This is a genomic window from Neisseria brasiliensis (genome assembly GCF_009671065.1).
In the GTDB taxonomy this organism is placed as follows: domain Bacteria; phylum Pseudomonadota; class Gammaproteobacteria; order Burkholderiales; family Neisseriaceae; genus Neisseria; species Neisseria brasiliensis.
In genome coordinates this window covers 413,483-437,377 of record NZ_CP046027.1, presented here as the reverse complement: position 1 = coordinate 437,377, position 23,895 = coordinate 413,483, and the positions used below count along the sequence as shown (strand labels likewise).

Sequence of the window (23,895 nt, the reverse complement as noted above, 5' to 3'; positions counted from 1 at the left end):
GATAGGGATTTCCAAAGGCCTCGAGCCGTCTGAATCTTTGGGGCGCTATTATGCGGGCAATTTATCTGGGTTTGGCTTTTGCAGCAGGCATGGCTTCGGCCATGCAGGCGGCGATTAATACGCAACTGGCGCGGTATATGGGTGGCGAAACATTAATCGCTACTTTGATTTCGTTTGCCGTCGGCACGGTTGCGTTGTTTTTCATCACCTGGGCCAAAACGGATTTGTTCGGCTATTTGGCCACTATTGGGCAGCAGCCTTGGTGGAAATTAAGCGGCGGTTTGCTCGGTGCGATGTTTGTGTTCACCAGCGTATTGTTGGCGCCTAAATTGGGTATTGCGAACATGTTGTTTGTCATTATCATCGGCCAATTGCTGGCGGCGGCGGTGATTGACCATTATGGCTTGATCGGCATGGCGGTGCGGGAACTGACGATGCCGAAATTAATCGGCTTGGTGGTAATGGGGGTAGGGTTGGCTTTGTTTTCGTTTGGGGATAAGGTTTGGAAGTAGAAGTTATTTGATTGAAAGAGTGATGCCGTCTGAAAAGGTTTAGACGGCATCAAAATAAAAAAGGAAGAAACCAAAGTTTCTTCCTTTTTTTGTTAGCCGCCGAAATCGTCCAGCAGGATGTTTTCGTCTTCTACGCCCAAGTCTTTGAGCATTTTAATCACGGCTTGGTTCATCACCGGTGGGCCGCACATGTAGAATTCGCAATCTTCAGGGGCTTCGTGGTTTTTCAGGTAGTTTTCATACAAGACATTGTGAATGAAGCCTGTGTAACCATCCCAGTTGTCTTCCGGCAGTGGGTCGGAGAGGGCAACGTGCCATTCGAAGTTGTCGTTTTCTGCAGCCAGTTCGTCGAAATCTTCCACGTAGAACATTTCGCGTTTCGAACGTGCGCCGTACCAGAATGAGATTTTGCGTTTCGATTTCAGACGGCGTAATTGGTCGAAAATGTGTGAACGCATAGGCGCCATACCTGCACCACCGCCGATGAACACCATTTCGGCATCGGTGTCTTTGGCAAAGAATTCACCAAATGGGCCGGAAATCGTCACTTTGTCGCCCGGTTTCAATGACCAAATGTAAGAAGACATTTGACCCGGAGGCGCATCAGGTTCGCGTGGTGGCGGAGTTGCGATACGCACGTTCAGCATGATGATGCCTTTTTCTTCCGGATAAGAAGCCATCGAGTAGGCGCGCAGAATCGGCTCATCTACTTTAGAAACATAGCGCCACAAGTCGTGTTTGTCCCAGTCTTCGTGATATTCCTCAGGAATATCGTAGTCTTTGTAGGCTACGGTGTGCGGTGGTGCATCGATTTGGATGTAACCACCAGCGCGGAACGGCACTTCTTCACCTTCAGGAATGGCCAGTTTCAATTCTTTAATGAAAGTGGCTTTGTTGTCGTTGGAAATGACGGTACATTCCCATTTTTTCACGCCGAATACTTCTTCCGGCACTTCAATATCCATGTCGGTTTTGACATTGACTTGGCACGACAAACGGCAGCCTGCTTTCGCTTCACGCTTGGTGATGTGAGACAGCTCGGTTGGCAAAATATCGCCGCCGCCGCTATTCACTACCACACGGCATTGGCCGCATGAACCGCCACCGCCGCAAGCTGAAGGAATGAAAATGCCTTCATTGGCCAAGGCGCCTAAGAGCTTGCCGCCAGCGGGCATGGTTAGCTCTTTTTCGCCGTTTACTTTAATGGTGATGTCGCCTTCGTTAACCAATTTTGATTTGGCAAACAGAATCATCAGCGCCAAAATCAAAATGATGACGGTAAACATCACAATACCTAAAATAATTTCCATTGTGTGTCTTCCTTATAACTGAATGCCGGAGAACGACATAAAGGCCAAAGCCATCAGGCCGGCGGTGATAAAGGTAATACCCAGACCTTTTAAGCCGTCAGGTACATCGGCATACTTCAGTTTTTCGGTGATGCCGGCCAATGCCACAATCGCCAGCATCCAGCCGGTTCCTGCGCCGAAGCCGTAAACGATGGATTCGGTGAAGTTGTATTCACGCTGCACCATGAACGACACACCACCGAAGATGGCGCAGTTTACGGTAATCAGCGGCAGGAAAATACCGAGGGCGTTGTAGAGGGCAGGGAAGAATTTGTCCAATACCATTTCCAAAATTTGTACCAATGCGGCAATCACGCCGATGAAGGTAATAAATTTCAAAAAGGTCAAATCCACGCCGTCAATCAGTGCGCCTTCTTTCAGCAGCGAGTAAACCAATTGGTTAACCGGTACGGCAATCGTTAATACCACGATGACCGCAACACCCAAACCAAAAGCAGTGGAGACTTTTTTAGACACGGCCAAAAAGGTACACATGCCTAAGAAGAAGGCCAAGGCCATATTCTCGATGAATACGGACTTAACAAATAAGCTCAGATAATGTTCCATGGATTATTTCTCCACCTGTTCAGGTTTCCAAGTGCGGATGGCCCATACCAGAAAACCGATAATAAAGAATGCGCTTGGCGCCAGCAGGAACAAGCCGTTGGCCTGATACCAGCCGCCGTCTTGAATGGTTTGGAAAATAGTCATGCCGAACAATTTACCCGAACCGATCAATTCACGCAGGCTGGCTACGATAATCAAAATCAAGCCATAGCCCAAGCCGTTGCCGAAACCGTCAACAAAGCTTTCCAGCGGCGGCTCTTTCATCGCGAATGCTTCCGCGCGGCCCATTACGATACAGTTGGTAATAATCAGACCGACGAATACCGACAATTGCTTAGACAATTCATAAGCAAATGCCTGCAAAACCTGGTCAACCAAGGTTACCAATGAGGCAATAATCGCCATCTGTACGATAATACGGATGCTGTTGGGGATGTAATTGCGCACCAGCGAGATAAACAGGCTGGAGAAACCGGTTACGAATGCTACGGAAATACCCATGACGATGGCGGTTTCCAATTTGGTGGTCACGGCCAGTGCCGAACAAATACCCAATACTTGCAATGCAATCGGGTTGTTGTCTACCAGTGGGGAGAACATTAAATGTTTCAAACGTTTGGTGTCAGCCATTATTCTGCTCCTGCTTTCAGTTTGGCTAAGTAAGGTTTATAACCGTTTTCGCCAAACCAGTAATCGAACGTACCTTGCACGCCTTTGGTGGTCAGTGTGGCGCCGGATAAACCATCTACGCCGTGTTCTTGATCGGCGCCTGCGCCTTTACCAACACGGATGGCAACGTTGCCTTGCTCATTGTAGAGTTTCTTGCCGACAAATTTTTGCTGCCACAAAGGATTGGCGATTTCGCCACCCAAGCCCGGGGTTTCACCCTGCTCGTAGTAGGTGATGCCGTTGAGCGTGTTGCCGTCTGGTTTCACAGAAACAAAACCATACATTACTGACCACAAACCATTGCCGTGCATAGGCAAAACGATTTGCTCGACCTTGCCGCCTTCGTCTTTTACCAAATAAACGTCGGCGAGTTTGGCACGGGTTTTGATGCTGGCCAAATCGTCTTCAGGGGCAATGCGCACGTTTTGTTGCGGGTCTTTGGCCGCGCTGCGGGCATCGAAGCCTTCCGGCGGATTGTCAACATATTCACCGGTTGCCAAATCTACAACACGCGGTTCGATTCTTTCGGAATAGGTTTTGGCGATGTCGGTTTTCTCATCGAGCAAACCGGCTACGCTTAAGATGTAGCTTTGTTTGTCTTTGGCTTTTTGTTCAAGCTGTTTGGGTTTGAGGCCAACAGCAGAACCGGCTACCACCACAGAACAAACCAAGCTCACCACAATCACGACGGCCAGCGTGCCGCCGAAGCTGTCTTTATTGAATTTAGCCATTGGTGCGCGCCTTTCTGCGTTTGATGTTCGCTTGTGCGACGATGTAGTCGAAAATCGGGGCAAACAGGTTGGCAAACAGAATCGCCAACATCATGCCTTCCGGATAGGCCGGGTTAACCACGCGGATTAACACCGCCATCACACCGATTAATGCGCCATACCACCATTTACCGGTGTTGGTAAACGAAGCAGAGACCGGATCGGTGGCCATAAACAGCATACCGATAGCAAAGCCGCCCAATACCAAATGCCAATACCAAGGCATGGCAAACATCGGATTGGTGTCGGAACCGATGGCGTTAAACAGCAATGAAGTGGTAATCATACCAATCATTACACCGGCGATAATGCGCCAAGAAGCGATGCGGGCGAATACAATCATCAAGCCGCCGATAATTAGCGCGATGGTCGATACCTCGCCAACCGAGCCTGGCATGTTCCCGATAAAAGCATCCATCCAAGTAATCGGCTGACCGGTGGCAACATTTTTTAAGCCGGTCATGCCGTCTGAAGCCCATTGTGCCAAAGCGGTTGCACCTGAATAGCCGTCAATGGCAGTCCATACTTTATCGCCGCTGATGTTGGCAGGATAAGCAAAGAACAGGAATGCACGGCCTGCCAGTGCAGGGTTCATGAAGTTTTTACCGGTACCGCCGAATACTTCTTTCGCCACCACAACACCAAAGGTAATACCCAAGGCGGCCTGCCACAACGGCAGGGTAGGGGGAACGATTAAGGCAAACAGAATCGAAGTCACGAAGAAACCTTCGTTTATTTCGTGTTTGCGGATTGTGGCGAACAATACTTCCCAGAAACCGCCGACGATAAATACGGTGGCGTAAATCGGCACAAAGAAAATCGCACCGAAGAGCATTTTGCTCAACCAGCCCGCATCGGCCGCCATGTTGATGCCCAAAGCATTGGCTAAGGCATAATGCCAATCATTGGCAATGCTTTGTGGCAATAATTCCGGCGTTAATACAGCAAATGCTTGCGCACCCACGTTGTACATACCGTAGAACATGGCCGGAAACAGCGCCAGCCATACCATAATCATCATACGCTTAGAGTCGAGCGCGTCGCGGACGTGTGCCGCTTTGCGCGTTACCGCACCTTGCGTATAGAAAATCGTTGCCGCCGCTTCATAGAGCGCGTACCACTTTTCGTGTTTGCCGCCCGGCAGGAAGTGCGGTTCGATTTTTTCTAAAAAATGTTTCAAGCCCATAATCAGCCTTCCTTCTCAATAGTATCCAGCACTTTGCGCAACAGCGGGCCGTATTCGTATTTGCCTGGGCAAACGAAGCTGCACAAGGCCAAATCTTCTTCGTCCAATTCCAGACAACCCAGGGCTTGCGCGCCGTCGGTGTCGCCGACAATCAAATCACGCAGGAGCAAGGTCGGCAGGATATCGAGCGGCATGATGCGTTCGTATGTGCCGATTGGTACCATGGCACGGTCGCCGCCGTTGACAGCGGTGTTGAACTTGAAGAGTTTGCTTTTGAGGAAATGACCGAGTGTGGTGCGGGTAATGGTGTATTTTTCCGCTTGCGGAGCAATCCAGCCGAAAAACTCCTTGTGGCGGCCTTCTTCCAATACCGACACTTGGTTGTGATAGCGACCGAGATAATCGTGTGGGCCGGTGGCGATGCCGCCGTTTAACACGGAGCCGGAAATCACACGATTGTCGCCATTCACCAATTCACCGGCTGTGAGTTGGGAAAGGTTGGCACCCAATACGGTACGCAACAGACGCGGTTTGTTGACTTGCGAACCGCCCAAAGCGACCACGCGTTCGGTATTCAGACGGCCTGTGGTAAACAATTGACCAATGGCAATCACATCTTGATAGTTGATGGTCCAAACGGTTTTGTTCGCGCCGACAGGCTCGATAAAGTGGATGTGTGTGCCGCTCAGGCCGGCCGGATGTGGGCCATCGAATTCGTGTACGGCGATATTGGCTGCGCTTTCAGACGGCACATTGGCACCGGCTGCTTTACACACATGCACCGTGCGTTCAGTCAATCGGCTTAATACACGCAAGCCGTTGGTGAAGTCAGCCGCTTTTTCGGCAATGATGACAGTTGGGTCGGCAGCCAAAGGATTGGTGTCCATGGCGTTGACAAAAATCGCCGCAGGGTTAGCGTCAACCGCAGGTGTTTTGCTGAACGGGCGGGTACGCAATGCTGTCCACAAACCTGATTGAATCAGATTGGCGCGCACTTGCTCGCTGCTCAAGCCTGACAAGGCTTCGGCAGAATATTGCTCGAAGGTGATTTCATCGTTGCCTGCAACGGAAATCACCACAGATTGCAATACACGTTTCTCACCACGGTTGATCGCCGTGATGGTGCCTGAAGCCGGAGCGGTAAAGACCACGCCCGGATTTTTCTTGTCTTCAAACAATACTTGGCCTTTTTTGACGACATCGCCTTCCTTGACTTTCATCGAGGGGCGCATGCCGACATATTCTTCGCCAAGCAACGCGACTTCGGTAATGGCCGGACCATCATAGATGGTTTGCTCCGGTCGGCCTGCAATAGGCAGGTCTAAGCCTTTTTTTATCTTAATCATAGAGATGCGTTACTTCTTACTAGGTTAAAAAACTGGCAAGCCGATGGTGTTGAGTGTAACCACCGACGTCGGTATTTTGGATAAAGACACATTTTTCTTCAAAATCAAATCAATTTATTCGGTCATCAGCCTAATGGGGCTAATCTTTGTTTTTATTATTAAATAATGGACGATAGCTGATAGAGGCCGCCTGAAACCGAGTTTCAAAGAAAAAACGATTTAAAAATATTCAAATGGCTGAATAAATAAAATCTTTGGGATTTTAACAGGAATGGACGGATTTTTGTCACATTCCGCCAGATTTTTTCACTTATAAGGCTAATTCAGTAAGCCATAATAACTAATAAATTATGATATAAAAATAATACCTTAAGAAACGATATGGCTGAAAAAGAGTTGGGGCCGTCTGAAAAGAATAGGCCGATGAATAAAGCAACCCCACAAAAATCAGACTAAAATAAGCCAGTATTCAACCCAATCGGAGAGTCATCATGGCAAAAAGTACACTGCTCAATCACGGTAAATTAGGCATGGGAACATGGTATTTAGGCGACCGTGCTGCCACGCGCCAAGAAGAAATTGCCGCATTGCGTTACGGCTTGGAACACGGCGTGTCGATTATCGATACTGCCGAAATGTATGGCAACGGACGTTCGGAAAATCTAGTCGGCGAAGCGATTCAGCCGTTTGCGCGAGACAGCATTTACCTGATTTCTAAAGTGTTGCCGAGCAATGCCAACTGCCGAAATTTAGAGCGCAGCTTGGATGCTTCGTTGCGTCAACTGCAAACCGATTATCTGGATATGTATCTTTACCATTGGCGCGGTGCCACACCTTTGGCCGAAACGGTTGAGCTGATGGAAAACATGGTGCAAAAAGGCAAAATCAAAGCATGGGGCGTGTCAAACTTTGATTTGGAAGACATGCAGGAATTGCATGATGTAGGCGGCACCAATTGCGAAACCAATGAAGTGCTCTATCACTTGGGCTCGCGCGGTATCGAGTTTGCGCTGAAACCATGGCAGGATGCCCATGCAATTTCTACCATTGCCTATTGTCCGCTGGCGCAGGCCGGTGATTTACAGGATGATTTGCTGCATCATCCGGCAGTTCGCCAAGTGGCGGCTGAACTCAACATCAGCGTGTATCAAGTGTTGCTGTGTTTTACTTTGGCGCAGCAAAATATGGTATCGATTCCGCGCACCGGCAAAACAACGCATATGAAGGAATTGGTCGATTGCTTGGCTATCCGTTTGTCGCCCGAGCAATATGCGGCTTTGGATGAAGCTTATCCTGCACCACAATGGCGCGTGCCGCTGGATATTCAATAATCAGATGAGGCCGTCTGAAATATTCATTTTCAGGCGGCCTGAGACCTTTGTAAAATTCAATTTGAACTAAGAAAACTACGCTCGTCATTCCCGTGCAGGCGGGAATCCAGACCTATCGTTTTCAGGAATATTTAACTATTTCAGAAGTTTAACATTCTGGATTCCCGCCTGCACGGGAATGACGGTTTAAAGATTTATGAAAAATAACGAGTTTTACAAAGGTCTTGGCCTTGTTATTTACACCATCAATCTTTCAAGCGGAACTCTGCGGCACGGGCGTGGGCGGTCAGGCTTTCGCCGTGTGCCAATACGCTGGCGATTTGTCCCAGTTTTTGTGCACCGGCTTCGGAAACTTGAATCAGGCTTGAGCGTTTTTGGAAATCGTATGTGCCCAATGGCGACGAGAAACGGGCGGTGCGGCTAGTCGGCAAAACGTGGTTCGGGCCTGCGCAATAATCGCCCAAGCTCTCGCTGGTGTATTTGCCCATGAAAATCGCACCGGCATGGCGGATTTTCTGCGCCCATGCTTCGGCGTTTTCAACCGATAATTCCAAATGCTCCGGCGCAATGTAGTTGGCAATCTCGCAGGCTTCGTCCAAATCTTTGGCCAAAATCATGGCACCACGGTTGCCCAAGCTGGCTTCGATGATGTCGCGGCGCGGCATTTCTTCAATCAGCTTGTCCATGGCGGCTTTCACTTCGTCCAAATACGCTTGCGACGTGCCGATTAAAATGGCTTGTGCAATTTCGTCGTGTTCGGCTTGACTGAACAAATCCATCGCCACCCAATCGGCAGGCGTGGAGCCATCGGCAATCACCAAAATTTCAGACGGCCCTGCCACCATGTCGATGCCGACCACGCCGAACACGCGACGTTTGGCAGCGGCGACAAAGGCATTGCCCGGGCCGGTAATTTTATCGACTTGCGGCACGGTTTCGGTGCCGTAAGCCAACGCTGCCACGGCTTGCGCGCCGCCGACAGTAAATACTTTGGTTACGCCGGCCACATAAGCGGCGGCCAAAACGATGTCGTTGCGCTCGCCTTTCGGCGTCGGCACCACCATGATGATTTCTTTCACACCGGCCACGTGCGCAGGCATGGCATTCATAATCACGCTGCTCGGATAGGCTGCTTTGCCACCTGGCACATAAATGCCCACGCGGTCGAGCGGGGTGATTTGTTGGCCGAGCAGAGTGCCGTCTTCATCGGTATATTGCCACGATTCCATTTTTTGGCGTTGGTGGTAGCTTTCCACACGTTTGGCTGAAGTCTGTAAGGCCGTCTGAACTTCCGCCGGAATGCGGTCAAACGCGTTTTTCAAATCATCTTGGGTTAAGGTCAAATCGGCGATGGTTTGCGCGGAAGTGCCGTCAAATTTATTGGTGTATTCGATTAAGGCCGCATCGCCGCGTTTTTGCACATCGGCGCAGATGTCGGCCACGATTTGATCGACTTTGGGGTCTTGCGCGGTTTCAAAAGCCAATAGGGCTTTGAGTTCGGCTTGGAAACTGTCGGATTGGGTGTTGAGAAATTTCATGACTTGCCTTTATTTTCATAGTAAAAATTGCGTTTCAGACGGCCTATGCAAATGATAAGGCCGTCTGAAAAATATTATTTGTCGCCGTTTACCACGCCGGCAAAGGCTTGGATAATTGGCTCAAGCAGGGTGTGTTTGGTTTTTAATGCAGCTTTATTCACCACCAAGCGGCTGGAAATATCGACGATGTGTTCTACCGCTTCGAGGTTGTTGGCTTTGAGCGTGCCGCCGGTGGAAACCAAATCGACAATCGCATCACTCAAGCCGACCAGCGGCGCAAGTTCCATTGAGCCGTAAAGTTTGATGATGTCGACGTGCACACCTTTGGCGGCAAAATGCTCGGCGGCGATATTCGGATATTTGGTGGCAATGCGTAAGCGGCTGCCCGGTTGGGAAACGCTTTCGTAATCAAAGCCTTTGCGCACGGCAACCATCATGCGGCATTTGGCAATCTGCAAATCGAGCGGTTGATACAGGCCATCGCCGCCGTGTTCGATTAACACGTCTTTACCGGCAATACCAAAGTCGGCTGCGCCGTATTGCACATAAGTCGGCACATCGCTCGCGCGCACAATCACCAAGCGGATATTTTCATGATTGGTGTCGATGATGAGTTTGCGTGATTCTTCAGGGTTTTCGGTCGGAACGATACCGGCAGCGGCCAGCAGGGGAAGGGTTTCATCGAAAATCCGGCCTTTAGAAAGGGCAATGGTTAATGCGTTGTCAGTCATTGTGGATTCTGCTCTATTTTGGGTGTGTGGATAGCGAAAGGCCGTCTGAAAAAATCTTTCAGACGGCATGGATATTATAATAAAGTGCGGATGTCGGCAGCAACGGCATCAGGTTCGGTGCCGTAAGGTGAGAAGATGGCGACTTCGCCTTCTTTGTCAATCAAATACGCGCCTGAAGTGTGGTCAACCAGATAGTTGGCGCTGCCTTCTTTTTGGTTGACTTTGGCTGATACCACACGGTATTGCTGTTTAATCACCGGCAGGGCTTGGCCTTCGGTGGCGGTAATGCCGATGAAATCAGGGTGGAATTGTTTGGCGTATTTGCCAATCAGCTCCGGCGTGTCGCGTTCAGGGTCAACGCTGGCGAATACCACTTTCACATTTTTGGCATCGTCGCCCAATTGTTTTAAAGTATCGCTGTAAGTCAGCAATTCAGTCGGGCAAACGTCAGGACAGTGGGTATAACCAAACGACAATACCACCACATTGCCTTTCAAATCGCTTAATTTAAATGGTTTGCCGTCGCCATCGGTCATTTCAAAATCACCGCCGATATCTTCTTTGCGCATATCGGTGCCGTTGATTTGACCCGGTACGGCTGCTTTTTTAGCTGGCGCGACTTCGGTGCTTGGAGCGGTAGAAGCAGGTGCTTCAGGTGCTTTCGGTGCGGCTTCTTCTTTAGGTTGGCACGCAGCCAGAGCGGCTAAGGCAAAAACGCTGAATACAAACTTTTTGGCTGTGATGGGCATGGTATTCTCCGATTGATTGAGTTTTGCGAGACAATATCCCGTATCTTAACGCTTTTGTTCCTTGAAATGTAGCATTTCTCATGAATTTTATAGAAAATTCATCAAAGTTTGATATAGATGCACATTTGGCTTGCACATTAACACCGAGTGAATTTGAAATTTGATAAATATAATTTCATTTTTAATCAATAAATTGTCATTTAATTGTCAAAAAAATCATCAAAAGCACTTTACAAGTTTTTTGTGCTGGCTATAATAGCGACTTCTTCACCGCCCAGGTGGCGAAATTGGTAGACGCAGGGGACTCAAAATCCCCCGCCGCAAGGTGTGTCGGTTCGAGTCCGACCCTGGGCACCAAATTCTGAAAACGGTCGCTTAAAAGCGACCGTTTTTGTTTTGCATTATTAAAAAACATAATCTTCATTTCATCATCATGCTTGGGAGTGGCATTCGTTTGCCAGCGGGAAATCTGTTGAATTTTACTTTCACGGATTTCAATTATGAACAAACAATTCTCTACTTTGCGCGCATCGCTGCAAAGATTCTTTTTATATTTCATCATGGCATGTTTCTTATTGGCTAATGCTGCTTGCGACAGCCGTTCGGCACATGCGGATAATCTGTCGGCACAAGGCAAGCATAATGGCCTGATGCTGGATAATGCGCGCCGTTATTATTCGGTGGCGGTAATCAAGCAATATATTGATACGCTGGCCGAAAATGGCGGCGGTTTTCTACACCTGCATTTTTCTGACCATGAGAATTACGGTTTGGAAAGTGAGTTATTAAACCAGAAAGCCACCGATGCAGATGTTTCAGACGGCCTTTATCGTAATCCGCAAACCGGCAAACTTTTTTTGAGTGATGTGCAGTTGGGTGAAATTGTGGCTTATGCACATGAGAAAAAGATTGAGTTGATACCGGAATTAGGCAGCCCAAATCATATGGATGGCATTTTTGCGCTGCTCATACATCATCGCGGCGAAGATTATGTGCGGTCGATTAAATCGAATGTGGTGGATGATGAAATCGATATTACCAATCCGCAAAGTATTGCTTTGGTAGAAACCTTAATGGTGGAAGTAATGGCCAAGTTTCCGTACAGTAAACGCTTTCATATTGGTGCGGATGAGTTTGGCTACAGCGTAGAAAGCCACCCTGAATTTGTCGCCTATGTAAACCGATTGGCTGATTTTCTCGACCGTAAAGGCTGTAAAACCCAGATGTGGAATGATGGTGTCATTAAGCAAAGTTTGGCTGATTTAAATCAGCAAATCGAGATAACCTATTGGAGCTACGACGGTAATGCGCAAGACAAAACCGAGCGCAAGAAACGCCGCAATCTGCGCGCCAGTATGCCGGAATTGATTGAAGCCGGTTTTAAAGTGTGGAACTACAATTCTTATTATCTTTATTTTATTCCTAGTTCGGATGTCGGCTCTTCCCATGATACCAATTACGCCATTCGCGGTGTCGAGCAGCATTGGCATTTAGGCGTGTGGGACGATGCCAATAGTCAAAACGCTTTACCGCCATCGCAACAGCAGGCCATCGGCGGAGCGGCTTTGGCGGTGTGGGGTGAGCATTCTGATTCATTAAGCGATCAAACTGTGTTTACCCATACGCAGAAACTATTAAAAGCTGTGTTGGCTAAGGCAAATAATCACAATTAAATGAATAAATAGGCCGTCTGAACGTTTAAAAATTTCAGACGGCCTATTTATTAACCTTCGAGTGCTTATTCAAACTGTAGACAATTGTGGCATGCCAATCAGAAACACATAACCGATTGGTGGATATTTATTTTATAAAAATCAAACAGTAATTAAATTTAATAAAAATAATGTTAAAAGATGAAAGTTTTTGTCTTGCCTGAAAACGCAGATTAGGTTATCGTTGGGCTTCTTCATTTTCATAAACTCTGAGCCTTAATCCAATTGTCCAAACGGATTGGCTGTCGTCGTGTCCTAGCAATGTGCGTACCCTAAATCGCTACTTGATAGGCTTGCATTACAGGTGCTGTGACGAAGCTGCTGTTGCTGTTGGTTTAACGCCCTATAAAAGAGGTTGTTATGCAATTATCAGGCGCACAAATCATTGTGCAAAGTCTCAAGGCAGAAGGCGTTGAATACGTTTTCGGCTATCCGGGCGGCGCAGTTCTCGAAATCTACGACGCCATCTACCAGCTCAATAAATTCAAGCACATCCTGACCCGACACGAACAGGCAGCCGTTCATGCAGCCGATGCGTATGCGCGCACCAGCGGCAAAGTTGGCGTGGCTTTGGTGACTTCAGGCCCCGGTGCAACCAACGCAGTAACCGGTATTGCCACAGCTTATTCGGACTCGATTCCGATGGTTGTGATCACCGGTCAGGTTGGTACGCCGGCTATCGGCAGTGATGCGTTCCAAGAAGTGGACACCATCGGCATTACCCGCCCGTGTGTGAAACACAATTTCTTGGTGACCGACATCAACGATTTGGCCAATACCATCAAAAAAGCGTTCCAAATTGCTGCCAGCGGCCGTCCGGGCCCTGTGGTGATTGATGTGCCGAAAGACGTGACTCAGGCGATGGCGAAATTCAGCTATCCGCAAGAAGATATTTTTATCCGCTCTTATCAGCCGGTGGTGCAAGGCCATGCCGGTCAGATTAAAAAAGCGGTGCAGATGTTCGCTTCTGCCAAACGTCCGATTATCTATTTCGGCGGCGGTATCGTATTGGGTAACGCCAGCCAAGAATTGGTGGAATTGGTACACGCTACCGGCGCGCCATGCGTTGGCACCTTGATGGGGTTGGGCGCAGTACCTTCCAGCGACCGTCAATATCTCGGCATGTTGGGTATGCACGGTACGTATGAAGCCAACTTGGCCATGCAGGATGCCGATGTAGTGTTGGCTGTGGGTGCGCGATTTGATGACCGCGTGGTGTCAGTGCCATCCAAATTCTTGGAAAAACCGAAAAAAATCATTCATGTCGATGTTGACCCATCGAGCATTGCCAAACGCGTTAAGGCCGACATTCCGATCGTGGGCGACGTGAAAAATGTATTGGCCGAAATGGTTTGCTTGGTGAACAAACAGCAATCCGTACCGAGCCGCGAGCATTTGGATAAATGGTGGAAAAACATCGAATCATGGCGCAGCCGCGATTGCTTGTGGTTTGATCAAGACGAAGAAACCATCAAGCCGCAGTTTGTGGTGAAAAAATTGGCGGAAATCACCAATAATTCAGCCATCATCACATCCGATGTCGGCCAGCATCAAATGTTTGCCGCGCAATATTACCCGTTTGAGCGCCCGCGCCAATGGTTGAATTCCGGCGGTTTGGGTACCATGGGTGTCGGCCTGCCTTATGCGATGGGTGCCAAACTGGCCGCACCGGAGCAGGATGTATTCTGTATCACTGGTGAAGGCTCGATTCAGATGAACATCCAAGAATTGTCGACCTGCTTCCAGTATAAGATCCCGCTGACTGTTGTGACCTTGAATAACGGTTATCTCGGTATGGTGCGCCAATGGCAGGAGCTTTACTACAGCAACCGAGAATCGGAAACTTATTTTGATTCCTTGCCGGATTTCGTGAAACTGGCAGAAGCTTACGGCCATGTCGGCATTCGCGTGACCAAGCCGTCTGAAGTGGAAGGCGCGATTCGCCAAGCGCTGCAACACAACCGCGAAGGCCGCTTGGTGTTTATGGATTTCATCACCGATAAGAAACAAAACGTGTTCCCGATGGTGGGCAACGGCAAAGGTCTCGACGAAATGGTGCTGCCGGTACACATGCGTGAAACCAAAGCCGACAGCGACGTGAACGATGTCAACGACCGTGATTACGATACAAGGAGCGTGCCATGAGACACATTTTGTCCATACTGATGGAAAACGAATCCGGTGCGATGAGCCGTGTGGTGGGTCTCTTTTCAGCGCGTGACTACAACATCGATTCATTGTCGGTGGCCGCGACTGAAGACCAAACCTTGTCGCGCATGACCATCGTGACCCACGGTGACGACAGCGTGCTGGAGCAGATTACCAAGCAGCTCAACAAGCTGGTTGAAGTGATTAAAGTGGTCGATTTAAACGAAAGCCGTTTTGTCGAACGCGAATTGATGTTGGTGAAAGTGCGTGCAGCGGGTAAAGATCGCGACGAATTTTTACGCCTGACCGAGATTTATCGTGGCCATGTGGTTGATGTAACCGATCGCAGCTACACCATCGAAATCACCGGCTCCAGCGACAAATTGGATTCTTTCTTAGAAACCGTAGGGCGTGCACAAATTTTGGAAACTGTGCGCACAGGCGCAGCCGGTATCGGTCGCGGCGAGCGTATTTTGAAAATTTAATGCCACGCTCGTTCAGACGGCTTGCTAAAAGATTTTAGGCCGTCTGAAACCAATACAGGAGAAGTTGAGATGTCGATTATTAAGATTGTTGCCTTGATTACCGTGAAACCTGAACACCGCGAAACATTGTCTGCCCAATTCGCCCAGTTGGTTCAAGCCAGCCGCGCCGAAGCAGGGAACAACAGCTATGATTTGCATCAGGATATCCAAAATTCCAACCGCTTCGTGTTTGTCGAAAGTTGGCAATCGCAAGCGGCGGTGGACGAACACAATGCCAGCGAGCATTTTCAGGCATTTGTTCAAGCCATCGAGGGCAAAACCGATCATCTTGAAATTGTGATGCTCAACGAACTCTCCATCTGATTTTTTAAAGTTAACTCAACAAACCTATTCAAATAAAAGGAATTGAAATGCAAGTTTATTACGATAAAGATGCCGACCTGTCATTGATCAAAGGCAAAACCGTTGCCATTATCGGTTATGGTTCACAAGGCCATGCCCACGCTGCCAACCTGAAAGATTCAGGTGTAAACGTGGTGATCGGTTTGCGTCAAGGCACTTCTTGGGATAAAGCGGTTAAAGCCGGCCACAACGTGAAAACCGTTGCCGATGCCACCAAAGATGCCGATGTTGTGATGATTTTGTTGCCGGATGAAAACCAACCGGTTGTGTACAAAAACGAAATCGCACCTAACCTGAAAGACGGCGCGGCTTTGGCGTTTGCGCACGGCTTCAACGTACACTACAACCAAATCGTGCCGCCATCAAATGTAGACGTGATCATGGTTGCGCCTAAAGGCCCTGGCCACACTGTACGCAGCGAATTCTTGAAAGGCGGCGGCGTCCCTTCATTGATCGCCGTTTACCAAGACAATTCCGGTAAAGCACGCGACATCGCCTTGTCTTACGCAGCAGCCAACGGCGGCACCAAAGGCGGCGTGATTGAAACCAACTTCCGCGAAGAAACCGAAACCGACTTGTTCGGTGAACAAGCTGTATTGTGTGGTGGTGCGGTTGAATTGGTGAAATGCGGCTTTGAAACTTTGGTTGAAGCAGGTTACGCCCCAGAAATGGCTTACTTCGAATGTTTGCATGAATTGAAATTGATCGTAGATTTGATGTACGAAGGCGGTATTGCCAACATGAACTACTCAATTTCTAACAACGCCGAATACGGTGAATACGTGACCGGCCCTGAAGTGGTGACTCCTGCAACCAAAGAAGCGATGAAAAAAGCCTTGTACCGCATTCAATCTGGTGAATACGCGAAAATGTTCATCCAAGAAGGCGCAGCCAACTATTCTTCAATGACTGCCCGTCGTCGCTTGAATGCTGACCATCAAATCGAGAAAGTTGGCGCACAATTGCGTTCGATGATGCCTTGGATTGCGAAAAACAAATTGGTAGATTTAGATAAAAACTAATTTTTAGCCATGTCTTTTACAAAATGCCGTCTGAAATGTTCAGACGGCATTTTTTTATGCTGAATCATTTAGATACATTTAACTTATATCAAGGCCCTTACATTTGCCTAACAAGTGCAATTTCCAATAACAGAAAAGGCCGGTATGCGGTAGTATACTGCCTTTCCTGACAAGAAAGATTGCAATATGGCCTACACACAACTGACCTCACACCAAAGATACTACATTTCCAGACATTACCGCAACCTACCCCTAAACCAAATCGCACAGAACATCGGTTGTCATCCCGCCACCGTCAGTCGGGAAATCAGACGGCATTCCGTCAACGGAACCTACTGTTACCGAAAAGCACAACAGCAAAGCGAAGTTAAAAAGAAAAACAAAAAGCCAACCAAACTGACTACTGCCGTCAAACAGACTGTTAACAAACTGATTACCCAAAAATACAGCCCCGAACAAGTCTGCGGCTACCTGCTGAAACATCAACACATCAAACTGCACCACAGCACCCTTTACCGCTATCTCGCCAAAGACCGTCAAAACGGCGGCGACCTGTACACCCATCTGCGTATCGTTTCCAAACCCTACCGCAGAAAATACGGCAGCGGTGCATGGACAAAAGGCAGCGTACCGGACAGAACCGACATTGAACACAGACCTGCCATTGTCGATCAAAAAGAGCGGGTCGGCGATTTCGAGATGGACACCATTGTCGGTAAAGATCAAAAAAGCGGACTGGTGGTTGCTGTTGAAAGAAAAACCAAATTTGTCGTTATCCGCAAAATCAGCAATTTCAAAGCAGAAGATGTAACCCGGGTAGTGATTCGGGCATTGAAGCCGTTTAAAGATATCATTCAAACGATTACTTTGGATAACGGTAAAGAGTTTTACCGACATAAAACCTTTGCCAAAGCCCTGGGTGCGGAAACTTACTTCTGCCGTCCATACCATTCTTGGGAAAAAGGCTTGGTGGAGAATACCAACGGGCTGATCAGACAATACTTCCCAAAGGGGACGGATTTTAGGAAACTGGGTGCTAAAAAGATTAAAGCGGTTGAGGAGGCCCTTAACCGCCGACCGAGAAAGACATTGGACTATGAGACACCGGGTGATCTGTTTTCAGCAGCCCTTGCTAATGGCATTTGAGCGTTGCACTTGAAATGCGAATGTAAGGCCGTCTGAAAAAAAACCATCGGTAGTATTTTCAGACGGCCTATTCATCATTCAATCAAAAATCAATAAAATAGATTGAAATAAAATGAACTTTATAGGCTGATATGGTGAGTTAATCAATTATTCCTGATTCATAGCATTATTTGTATCTGCTTTAGCTATAAAGAATTATTGCACTAATATAAATTCACTTTAAGATTTGTAAACTTGATTTATATCAAATTATGGATACTAGATGATTCATATAATATCATTGTTTTGAGTAATCGAGTCATCGGGGATAGGTTATGTACGGTTTTGATAGGGATGGAGCAGAGAATAACAATCTGCTCAAATGGGTGGTTGCGGTCGCGCTGGCATTGGTTTTGATGGTGATCAGCCTACCGGTTCATGCAGAGCGTCTGCCGGAGTTTTTGAGCAAAGTACAGCCGTCTGAAATTTTTCCGACAGCCGACCGCTACGGTGAGCCTGAAGGCAAGCCGATGGTGGCGCGTGTGTACAAAGGCGACGAGCAACTGGGCTTGGTATTCATCACCACCGATGTTGTCAATACCCGCGGGTATTCGAGCAAACCCATTGATACCATGGTGGCCTTAGCCAATGACGGTACGATTACCGGTGCCAAACTGGTGGCGCATAATGAACCGATTATGCTCATCGGCATCCCGCAATCGCGTGTGGATAAATTTATTGATGACTATATCGGCCTGAACTTCATTACCACGCCTCCGAAGCCGGGCGTGGCACCTTCCGACATCATCAGCGGCGCGACCGTGACGCTGATGGTGATTAACGACAGCATGCAGCGCTCGATTAAAACCATTGCCCAACAATACCAATTGGGCACAGCAGGTGCGACAGCGGCTGTGGCTGCCGATGGTGCTGCTGCAGCACAAACAGCGGTGCAAACCCGTCCGCGCCGTGCTGTTGGTATGGATAAACAAGATATTCAATCATGGAATGCCTTGCTGGAACAAAAAGCCGTCACCAAGCTGCACATGACGGTGGACGAAGCCAATAAATTATTTGAGCAAAGCGGCAAAGAAGGCGTGGTCGAACACGCCGAAGAAGGGCCGGGCGATGATACTTTTGTCGATATGTATGTGGCGGTGGTAAGCCAGCCTTCCATCGGTAAAAGCTTATTGGGTGAGGCAGGGTGGAACAACTTGCAACGCCGTCTGAAACCGGGTCAACAAGCGATTATGGTTGCCGGCGAAGGCCGCTATTCTTGGAAAGGCTCGGGCTATGTACGCGGAGGTATTTTTGATCGCATTGAGATGATTCAGGGCGACAACAGTTTCCGCTTTACCGATGCGCAACATGAGCGTGTGGTGGCTTTGGCTGCAGAAGGCGCGCCGGCCTTTAAAGAAGTATCTTGGTTCACCATTCCGGAAGATGTGACATTTGATGCTGCCGAACCGTGGCGTTTGCAATTGATGATTCAGCGCGTATTGAGTGTGAGCGACAAAGCATTTGTCACTGCCGATTTGGCCTACGAATTGCCGCAGGGCTATTACGTTGACGACCCTGAAGCCGAGCCGGTGACCATCACTGCACCGATTGAAGCACCTGCTGCCGAAGGCCGAAAATTGGCCAACCAAACCGCCGGCATTTTGGAAACCGCAACCGATGACGGTGTATCCAGTCAATTGTGGAAACAGATTTGGCAGGCGAAAAAAGCGCAGATTATCGTGGTCGGCATTGCATTAACCATTTTGCTGCTGGTGTTCTTGTTCCAAGACTGGATTGTCCGCTATGAAAAATGGTATGACCGTTTTCGTATTGCCTTCCTAACATTTACTTTGGTTTATATCGGCTGGTACGCGCAGGCGCAATTGTCGGTGGTGAATACCCTGACGCTGTTTTCTGCCATTTTGACTGATTTCCACTGGGAATTCTTCCTAATGGATCCGCTGGTGTTCATTTTGTGGCTGTTTACGGCGGCGACCATGCTGCTGTGGAACCGTGGTACTTTCTGTGGCTGGTTGTGTCCGTTTGGCTCTTTGCAGGAGTTGACCAACCGCTTGGCGAAGAAATTGGGCGTGAAACAAATCACCGTGCCGCATCTGCTGCACACGCGCTTGAGCGCGATTAAATACGTGATTTTCTTCGGTTTGCTGGCGATTTCGCTCTACGACTTGGGTTTGGCCGAGCATTTTGCCGAAATCGAGCCGTTTAAAACCGCGATTATTTTGAAATTCATGCGCGAATGGTGGTTTGTGTTGTTCGCTGTGGCATTGTTGGCCGCCGGTTTGTTTATCGAACGCTTCTTTTGCCGTTACTTATGCCCCTTGGGCGCAGCGATTGCGATTCCGGCACGCTTCCGCATTTTTGACTGGCTGCGCCGCTACAAAATGTGTGGCAATCCGTGTCAGATTTGTACACACGAGTGTCCGGTTCAAGCGATTGCGCCTGAAGGCGATATTCATCCGAACGAGTGTATTCAATGTCTGCACTGCCAAGTGATGTATCACCATGAAACACGTTGTCCGCAAGTGGTGGCAACCAACAAGAAGAAACAACGCCAAGCTGCGGCCAAATCGGAACATGAAGCCGAGCAAACCGCCAAGGCCAATGAGCATGTGGTGCACTTTGTGAAAACCGGTGCAAAAATCACCGTTGAAAAGTAAAGAATTAGTTTCCCTTATCCCACGGTAGGCCGTCTGAAAAGACAAATACCGAATTTCATCCCAAGGAGAGTTTTATGTCAGACGAAAAATTAGAACAAAACGGCTTAAGCCGACGTTCATTCTTAGGCACTGCCGCGGCTTCCGGTGCCGGTATTGCCGGTGCGGGCTTGTTGGGTTTGGCCGGTTGTTCCAATGCCGAGAACGATAAAGGCGCGGCTGTAAGTTCTGCACCTGCGGCCAAAGCCGACACACACAGCAGCGAGGGCGGCCAGTCTATCCACGTGGGTCCGGGCGAGCTGGATCAATACTACGGCTTCTTATCAGGCGGACAATCCGGTGAAATGCGCTTGGTAGGCTTGCCTTCCATGCGCGAACTGATACGCATACCGGTGTTCAATATGGACAGCGCCACCGGTTGGGGCCGTACCAACGAGAGCCTGCGTATTTTGAACGAAAAAAATACGCCTGAAACCAATGCATTTTTGAAAGCCAGCGGTTTGCGCTGCCTTCCAAATGGCGACTTGCACCACCCTCACTTGTCGTTTACCGACCAAACTTACGATGGCCGTTACGCTTACGCCAATGATAAAGCCAACAATCGTGTGTGCCGTGTGAATTTGGAAATCATGAAAACCGATAAAATCATCGAGATTCCGAATGCTTCCGGTATCCACGGTTTGCGTCCGCAACGTTATCCGAAAACCGGCTATGTATTTGCTAACGGTGAACACATCGTACCGGTAGATGGTGTTGGCAATCTGAATGACCCGAAAACTTGGAATGCGGTGTACACCGCTATCGACGGCGAAACCATGGAGATTGCATGGCAGGTGTTGGTAGACGGTAACTTGGATAACGGTGATGCCGACTACCAAGGTAAATATTCATTCTCTACCTGCTATAACTCCGAGCGGGGATTGACTGTGCAAGCCGCTTCTGCCAACGAGCAAGACTGGGTAGTCGTGTTCAACTTGGCGGCGATTGAAGAAGGTATCAAAAACGGCGACTTTAAAGAAGTTAACGGTGTAAAAATGGTGGATGGCCGCGCCGAAGCCAATTCTAAATACACCCGCTACATTCCGGTGCCAAACTCACCGCACGGCTGTAATGCCTCGCCTGACGGCAAATACATCATGCTCAACGGTAAACTGTCACCAACCGTGACCGTATTGGACGTAAGCAAACTCGATGATTTATTTGCCGGTAAAATCCAGCCGCGCGACGTTGTCGTGGCCGAACCGCAATTGGGTTTAGGCCCGTTGCATACCGCATTTGACGGCCGTGGCAACGCCTACACCACTTTGTTTATCGACAGCCAAATGGTGAAATGGAACATCGAAGATGCGATTAAAGCTTATGCCGGAGAGAAAATCGATCCGATCAAACAAAAAATCGATGTTCACTACCAACCGGGTCACAATCACACTACCATGGGCGAAACCAAAGAGGCTGATGGTAAATGGTTGGTATCTTTGAATAAATTCTCGAAAGACCGTTTCTTGAATGCCGGTCCGCTGAAGCCTGAGTGTGACCAATTGATCGACATTTCAGGCGACGAGATGAAATTGGTGCACGATAATCCGACTTTTGCCGAACCGCACGACTTCTGTTTGGTGGCTGCGTCTAAAGTGAACCCGGTCAAAACTTGGGATCGCACCAAACACGCCTGGTGGTGGAAAGATGCCGCCGATATGGCTGCCAAAGACGGCGTTGAGTTGGAAAAAGCCGCCAAAGTGGTGCGCGAAGGCAATAAAGTACGAGTGTATATGACTGCCGTTGCGCCTGCATTCAGCGTGCCGCAATTTGAAGTGAACCAAGGCGATGAAGTGACCGTGGTGGTGACCAACGTGGAAACCATCGAAGACTTGACCCACGGTTTCACTTTGGAAGGCTACGGCATTGCGATGGAAGTCAGCCCGCAACAAACCAGCTCGATTACCTTTACCGCCCATCGTCCGGGCGTGCATTGGTACTACTGCCAATGGTTCTGCCACGCATTGCACATGGAAATGTCAGGCCAAATGATTGTAAAACCTAAATAATCTTACCTGATATCAACAAGCAGGCCGTCTGAAACGGTAATTCCTTTTCAGACGGCCTTTATAACAAAGCCATTTGAAAATCAGGCAGATGGTTTTGTTATAATGTTAAACTTGTCGCGCCGATACAGGCCGTCTGAAAACAAGAGAAACCACATGCACACTCTATTTCATGTCAAAACGCTGCAATACGCTGTTTGTGCGCTGCTCACCGCAGTAGGGTTTCAGACGGCCTTTGCTGCCGTGATTGCCGTTTCACCCACGGATAATCTCAATCAAATCATTGCCCAAGCCCAAGCAGGCGACACGCTCAAGCTCGCTTCGGGCGTGTATCAAACCAAAATCATCATCGATAAACCCTTAACCTTAGAAGGGCCGGCAGACCGTTCCGCCACCATTCAAGGCGACCGTCAAGGTCGTACTGTCAGCGTGCATGCGCCTGATGTGGTGATTCGCCATCTTACCGTCAGCGGCTCGGGCATGAGCCTGCCGGATATGGACGCCGGCATTTATCTGGAAGAAACCGCCACCAACGCTTTGGTGGAAAAAAACGATATTCTGGATAATTCCGTCGGCGTGTATCTGCACGGCCCCAAAGATGCCATGGTGCGCGACAACAAAATCGTCGGCAATGCCGAATTGCGCGTGAATGAGCGCGGCAACGGCGTAACCGTGTGGAACGCGCCCGGTTCGCAAGTGGTGGGCAACGACATTTCCAAAGGCCGCGACGGCATTTTTTCCAACGCCAGCACCTTCAATATTTATAAAGGCAACCGCTTTCACGATGTGCGCTTCGCCGTGCATTATATGTACACCAACGACAGCGAAGTCATCGACAATATTTCCATCGGCAACAACATCGCCTATGCCATGATGTTTTCCGACCGCATCAAAGTACGAGGCAACATCGCCGTGATGAGCCGCGATCAAGGCATCATGCTCAATTACGTCAACCAGTCGGAAGTGCAGGACAACGTAATTTATCAGGCCGACAAATGCCTGTTTGCCTACAACGCCAATAACAACAAAATCTTTGGCAACCATTTCGAACAATGCAAAATCGGCATCCATTTCACCGCCGCCATTGAAGGCACGGAATTGACCGACAATTCGTTTATCAACAACGAAAGCCAAGTCAAATACGTCAGCACGCGTTTCTTGGATTGGTCGGAGGACGGGCGCGGTAATTATTGGAGTGACAACAGCGCGTTCGACCTCGACGGCGACGGCTTCGGCGACAGCGCATACCGCCCCAACGGCATCACCGACCAAATCATCTGGCGCGCACCGGTGGCCAGACTGCTGATGAACAGTCCGGCGGTGAGCATTGTGAAATGGGCGCAAAGCCAGTTCCCCGCGATTATGCCGGGCGGTGTGGTGGACAGCAAACCGCTGATGAAGCCGTATCAAAACCCGACCATGCCGTATTATCTGCAACACAAAGCGGAAATGTTGCAAGCAGCCAAGCAAACCAAATCGGCATGGGCGGCGCAGGCAAACGAATAAAGGCTTTCAGACGGCCTTATGTTGAAAAAG

At 48.9% G+C, this 23,895-nt stretch carries 20 protein-coding genes and 1 tRNA gene; 12 read left to right on the top strand and 9 right to left on the bottom strand.

What is annotated here, in order from left to right:
• Window positions 1–50 precede the first annotated feature (50 nt).
• Window positions 51–512: a DMT family transporter gene (locus GJV52_RS02320; protein ID WP_095502001.1), complete on the top strand. Its 462-nt coding sequence runs from the start codon at window positions 51–53 to the stop codon at window positions 510–512.
• A 92-nt stretch (window positions 513–604) separates the two neighbouring features.
• On the opposite strand, the gene nqrF is transcribed toward GJV52_RS02320, so the two are convergent.
• Genes nqrF through GJV52_RS02290 form a run of 6 tightly spaced genes read right to left on the bottom strand, consistent with a single transcriptional unit; the run spans window position 605 to window position 6,399 of the window.
• Entirely contained in the window at window positions 605–1,822 is a 1,218-nt protein-coding gene (gene nqrF, locus GJV52_RS02315) for an NADH:ubiquinone reductase (Na(+)-transporting) subunit F (protein WP_095502002.1), read from the bottom strand.
• 12 nt (window positions 1,823–1,834) lie between these two features.
• Window positions 1,835–2,428: an NADH:ubiquinone reductase (Na(+)-transporting) subunit E gene (nqrE, locus tag GJV52_RS02310; protein WP_095502003.1), complete on the bottom strand. Its 594-nt coding sequence runs from the start codon at window positions 2,426–2,428 to the stop codon at window positions 1,835–1,837.
• Between the two features lie 3 nt (window positions 2,429–2,431).
• Window positions 2,432–3,058, bottom strand: a complete 627-nt coding sequence (locus tag GJV52_RS02305) for an NADH:ubiquinone reductase (Na(+)-transporting) subunit D (RefSeq protein WP_095502004.1) — start codon at window positions 3,056–3,058, stop codon at window positions 2,432–2,434.
• On the bottom strand, window positions 3,058–3,828 hold the full coding sequence (locus GJV52_RS02300) for a Na(+)-translocating NADH-quinone reductase subunit C (RefSeq protein ID WP_100564236.1): 771 nt from the start codon (window positions 3,826–3,828) through the stop codon (window positions 3,058–3,060). Before GJV52_RS02300 ends, GJV52_RS02305 begins: the two co-directional genes overlap by 1 nt.
• On the bottom strand, window positions 3,821–5,053 hold the full coding sequence (locus tag GJV52_RS02295) for an NADH:ubiquinone reductase (Na(+)-transporting) subunit B (protein WP_100564234.1): 1,233 nt from the start codon (window positions 5,051–5,053) through the stop codon (window positions 3,821–3,823). Before GJV52_RS02295 ends, GJV52_RS02300 begins: the two co-directional genes overlap by 8 nt.
• 2 nt (window positions 5,054–5,055) lie before the next feature.
• Window positions 5,056–6,399, bottom strand: a complete 1,344-nt coding sequence (locus tag GJV52_RS02290; RefSeq protein WP_100564232.1) for a Na(+)-translocating NADH-quinone reductase subunit A — start codon at window positions 6,397–6,399, stop codon at window positions 5,056–5,058.
• 491 nt (window positions 6,400–6,890) lie between these two features.
• Here GJV52_RS02290 and GJV52_RS02285 point away from each other — a divergent pair, with 491 nt between their 5' ends.
• Window positions 6,891–7,730 (top strand): aldo/keto reductase, encoded by an 840-nt coding sequence (locus GJV52_RS02285; protein ID WP_095502008.1) that lies wholly within the window; start codon window positions 6,891–6,893, stop codon window positions 7,728–7,730.
• Between the two features lie 245 nt (window positions 7,731–7,975).
• Here GJV52_RS02285 and hisD read toward each other — a convergent pair whose 3' ends face one another.
• The 3 genes from hisD to GJV52_RS02270 all read right to left on the bottom strand — a co-directional run bounded on the left by hisD (window position 7,976) and on the right by GJV52_RS02270 (window position 10,748).
• Window positions 7,976–9,268: a histidinol dehydrogenase gene (hisD, locus tag GJV52_RS02280; protein ID WP_100564230.1), complete on the bottom strand. Its 1,293-nt coding sequence runs from the start codon at window positions 9,266–9,268 to the stop codon at window positions 7,976–7,978.
• 74 nt (window positions 9,269–9,342) lie between these two features.
• Window positions 9,343–9,999 (bottom strand): ATP phosphoribosyltransferase, encoded by a 657-nt coding sequence (gene hisG / locus GJV52_RS02275; protein ID WP_100564228.1) that lies wholly within the window; start codon window positions 9,997–9,999, stop codon window positions 9,343–9,345.
• 74 nt (window positions 10,000–10,073) lie between these two features.
• Window positions 10,074–10,748, bottom strand: coding sequence for an SCO family protein (locus tag GJV52_RS02270; RefSeq protein ID WP_095502011.1), 675 nt, complete (start codon window positions 10,746–10,748; stop codon window positions 10,074–10,076).
• A gap of 272 nt (window positions 10,749–11,020) precedes the next feature.
• Here GJV52_RS02270 and GJV52_RS02265 point away from each other — a divergent pair.
• From GJV52_RS02265 to GJV52_RS02220, 10 genes are all read left to right on the top strand, one after another.
• Window positions 11,021–11,105 (top strand) — tRNA-Leu (locus GJV52_RS02265).
• A 143-nt stretch (window positions 11,106–11,248) separates the two neighbouring features.
• Window positions 11,249–12,421: a family 20 glycosylhydrolase gene (locus GJV52_RS02260; RefSeq protein ID WP_198511412.1), complete on the top strand. Its 1,173-nt coding sequence runs from the start codon at window positions 11,249–11,251 to the stop codon at window positions 12,419–12,421.
• A gap of 399 nt (window positions 12,422–12,820) precedes the next feature.
• Window positions 12,821–14,605 carry a biosynthetic-type acetolactate synthase large subunit gene (gene ilvB, locus GJV52_RS02255; RefSeq protein WP_100564226.1) on the top strand — a complete coding sequence of 595 codons (1,785 nt, stop codon included), beginning with the start codon at window positions 12,821–12,823 and terminating at the stop codon, window positions 14,603–14,605.
• The gene (gene ilvN / locus GJV52_RS02250; RefSeq protein WP_095502013.1) at window positions 14,602–15,093 is read left to right on the top strand and encodes an acetolactate synthase small subunit; all 492 of its coding nucleotides are present in this window, start codon (window positions 14,602–14,604) and stop codon (window positions 15,091–15,093) included. Before ilvB ends, ilvN begins: the two co-directional genes overlap by 4 nt.
• Window positions 15,094–15,162: 69 nt before the next feature.
• Window positions 15,163–15,456 (top strand): putative quinol monooxygenase, encoded by a 294-nt coding sequence (locus tag GJV52_RS02245; RefSeq protein WP_095502014.1) that lies wholly within the window; start codon window positions 15,163–15,165, stop codon window positions 15,454–15,456.
• Window positions 15,457–15,503: 47 nt separating this feature from the next.
• Entirely contained in the window at window positions 15,504–16,517 is a 1,014-nt protein-coding gene (gene ilvC, locus GJV52_RS02240; protein WP_100564223.1) for a ketol-acid reductoisomerase, read from the top strand.
• 186 nt (window positions 16,518–16,703) lie between these two features.
• Window positions 16,704–17,663, top strand: coding sequence for an IS30 family transposase (locus GJV52_RS02235; RefSeq protein ID WP_154212848.1), 960 nt, complete (start codon window positions 16,704–16,706; stop codon window positions 17,661–17,663).
• A 395-nt stretch (window positions 17,664–18,058) separates the two neighbouring features.
• Window positions 18,059–20,320, top strand: a complete 2,262-nt coding sequence (locus GJV52_RS02230) for a NosR/NirI family protein (protein WP_100564391.1) — start codon at window positions 18,059–18,061, stop codon at window positions 20,318–20,320.
• A 74-nt stretch (window positions 20,321–20,394) separates the two neighbouring features.
• Window positions 20,395–22,362 carry a TAT-dependent nitrous-oxide reductase gene (nosZ, locus tag GJV52_RS02225; protein ID WP_100564387.1) on the top strand — a complete coding sequence of 656 codons (1,968 nt, stop codon included), beginning with the start codon at window positions 20,395–20,397 and terminating at the stop codon, window positions 22,360–22,362.
• A gap of 153 nt (window positions 22,363–22,515) precedes the next feature.
• Window positions 22,516–23,865 (top strand): nitrous oxide reductase family maturation protein NosD, encoded by a 1,350-nt coding sequence (locus tag GJV52_RS02220; RefSeq protein ID WP_095501845.1) that lies wholly within the window; start codon window positions 22,516–22,518, stop codon window positions 23,863–23,865.
• Window positions 23,866–23,895: the final 30 nt, after the last annotated feature.